Origin of the sequence: Bullifex sp. (genome assembly GCF_034103065.1) — a bacterium.
Taxonomy (GTDB): domain Bacteria; phylum Spirochaetota; class Spirochaetia; order Sphaerochaetales; family Sphaerochaetaceae; genus Bullifex.
The window spans coordinates 1-2,505 of the sequence record NZ_JAXEGN010000227.1 but is presented as its reverse complement, the minus strand read 5'-3'; the positions used below and the strand labels follow the sequence as shown (position 1 = coordinate 2,505).

General features: G+C 28.5%; 4 protein-coding genes. 1 reads left to right on the top strand and 3 read right to left on the bottom strand.

Annotated elements, in window-relative coordinates; translation table 11 throughout:
* On the top strand, positions 1-644 hold a 644-nt coding region (locus SOY52_RS08900), incomplete at its 5' end, for an amidohydrolase family protein (RefSeq protein ID WP_320848603.1).
* A gap of 2 nt (positions 645-646) precedes the next feature.
* Here SOY52_RS08900 and SOY52_RS08895 read toward each other — a convergent pair.
* The 3 genes from SOY52_RS08895 to SOY52_RS08885 all read right to left on the bottom strand — a co-directional run.
* Entirely contained in the window at positions 647-847 is a 201-nt protein-coding gene (locus SOY52_RS08895; protein WP_320848602.1) for a helix-turn-helix transcriptional regulator, read from the bottom strand.
* Complete coding sequence (locus tag SOY52_RS08890; RefSeq protein ID WP_320848601.1) at positions 844-1,353, bottom strand: hypothetical protein; 510 nt, start codon at positions 1,351-1,353, stop codon at positions 844-846. The genes SOY52_RS08895 and SOY52_RS08890 overlap by 4 nt, the downstream gene beginning before the upstream one ends.
* A 153-nt stretch (positions 1,354-1,506) precedes the next feature.
* Positions 1,507-2,505 (bottom strand): leucine-rich repeat protein (locus SOY52_RS08885; protein ID WP_320848600.1); only part of this gene is annotated, 999 nt, incomplete at its 5' end.

Here is a 2,505-nt window from a genome sequence, read left to right as displayed (position 1 = left end):
AAGTTGATGATTGTATTAAGCAAACAGGACTAAGACCAGCTGAATACCTTGATTCAATTGGTGTATTTGATACCCCTACCTATGTTGCACATGGTGTATTCTTCTCAGATAACGAACTTGAAATATTAAAAAAGAAAAATGTATCTGTAGTTCATAACCCATCATCTAATTGCAAGCTTGCTTCTGGCATTTGTCCTATTAGTCATTACAAGCAAATGGGTATTAATGTAGCCTTAGGTACTGATGGTGCTTCATCTAATAACAATCTATCTATGATAAAAGAAATGAGACTTGCTGCAATGCTTTCTACAGTTTCAACAATGAAGCCTGCATCAATAACTCCTTATGAAATATTAGAAATGGCCACAATTAATGGTGCTAAGGCTTTAGGTCTTGCTGATAAAATTGGTACCCTTGAAGTTGGTAAAGATGCTGATATTGTATTAATTAATAAAAATATTGCAGAAATGACTCCTCTTAATAATATCTTTTCAGCTCTCGTATTTAGTATGCCAGATAGAGCCGTTGATAGTGTTTATTGCCAAGGTAAACAACTTCTAGAAGATGGTAAACTATTAACTATTGATGAAGAAGATGTAATTAAAAAAATTAATAAACAATGGGAAGATATACTTAGAAGATGAGGTTAATCCTCATCTTCCCAGAATAATTCATCTAATGTTTTATCTAAGGCTTTGCATATTTTTATGCAAAGCTTAATACTTGGGTTATAGTCCCCTTTTTCGATTGCAACTATAGTTTGTCTTGAGACCTCTACTTTATCAGCAAGCTCTCCCTGAGACATATCTTTTAAAGCTCTAGCAGCCTTCAAATTCAAATTCTTCACTTATCACTATCCTTTTTATTAATATAGTTCTTAATTAAAGAAGCAACAATTACGCTTAAAAGTAATAATACGCAAACTAAATTTATCCTTGTTGTTCTAAGGTCTTCCTTTTCGATAAAAGACATAATACAAGGAAATAAATTTATAAGCATTATTACAAATAATAAAACATTTATTCCCTTTGGTGGTTGGTTATAACCAAAATATGCATTTTTAATAATACAGTAAATGGCAAAACTACCAACAGACAAACAAATTCCAACGAAAGTCCAAAATGCATTATCTATTTCAATATCAGCAAGTTGTACGATCGTTAATAGAATGAAATATACAAGACCAACTATAAATCCAAGTCTAAAACCTTTCCCTTTTTCTATTTGTTGTCTTTCATCATAGATTCCTTTTCTTATTAAACCATTTTTCTTTAATACCACTTTAAATACTACAACCAATGCTAAAACAAAAACAATTCCAACAATAATTCCAGCAATATAACTAAAACTCATATTTAATCTCCTTATTAATTTATATCACAATTTATAATACATACATTACTATATGTCAAGTATATTTTACATATTATCATTATAATATTTTTATGAATAAAAAAAGAGGAAGCCAATTACGACTTCCCCATGAATTTATTAAAACCTTAAGTCTTAAATATAACTAGTTATATCACCATCTGAGCAATGTACAGTTACCTTTTGACCATTTGTAGGATTTGAGTCATATACATATTTCCAATTTTCTTTAGTGCCAGCATAGTATATTTCTTTAAGTTTTTCACAACCTGATATGTTAGACTCCCAAATCAATAAGTTGTCTTTATTATTCTTTATCGTTATCGATTGTAAATTAGTACAATTTTTAATTTTAATATTTGTTATATTTTCAGGGAATACAATACTGGAAGCTTTTATGTTATCAATTCCATCTGCTATATTATTGATATAATTAGGTATTACTAATTCCCCTTCTAAGCTACTACCAGCATCAGTTAAGTCCATCAACCAATAGGCCCCATTATTATAATTAATTTTGAATTTAACTGATTCATTATCTTTCAAACATAAAGTATATTTAGAATCCATTACATATGGATACATCTGATGGAATTCTTCCTCTGTTTTATCAATATGTATTTCAGTTAAATTTGGAGCATTAACAAATGCATCTTCTGCTATTTTTTCAACATAATTAGGAATAGTGATAGATTTCATTGTTTCATCTTTTTCATTCAATCCAACAAAAGTAATATCACCATTTTGCATTGAAATATTAAACTTAGGAGGTTTGCCATCTTCTAAAATAACATTTGTATTTCTAACATCTCCTTTAAATATTTCATGATATCTATCTTCACTAACATCTATTTTGATTGTTGTTGTTTTATCAAACATAGAGAATGTATTATTTTGAATCATTTCAACAGAATCAGGAATGTAGATATTAGTTGCCTTAGACCCTTTAAAAGTACTTTCATAAATTTCTTTTACATAATCTGGAACAACAATTTTTTCTTGCTCTTTTCCATATTGTGTTAAATACTCAGCAATTATTTTTCCATTTCCATGAAAACAGTTAATTAGTAAAAATTTATTTTCATTTTGGAAATATACATTATAATCGGTAACATCAAATCCCCAATCAATATT

Bases quoted from the DNA above. Each gene is read 5' to 3' on its own strand.
- SOY52_RS08890 (WP_320848601.1), bottom strand. From the start codon at position 1,353: ATGAGTTTTAGTTATATTGCTGGAATTATTGTTGGAATTGTTTTTGTT.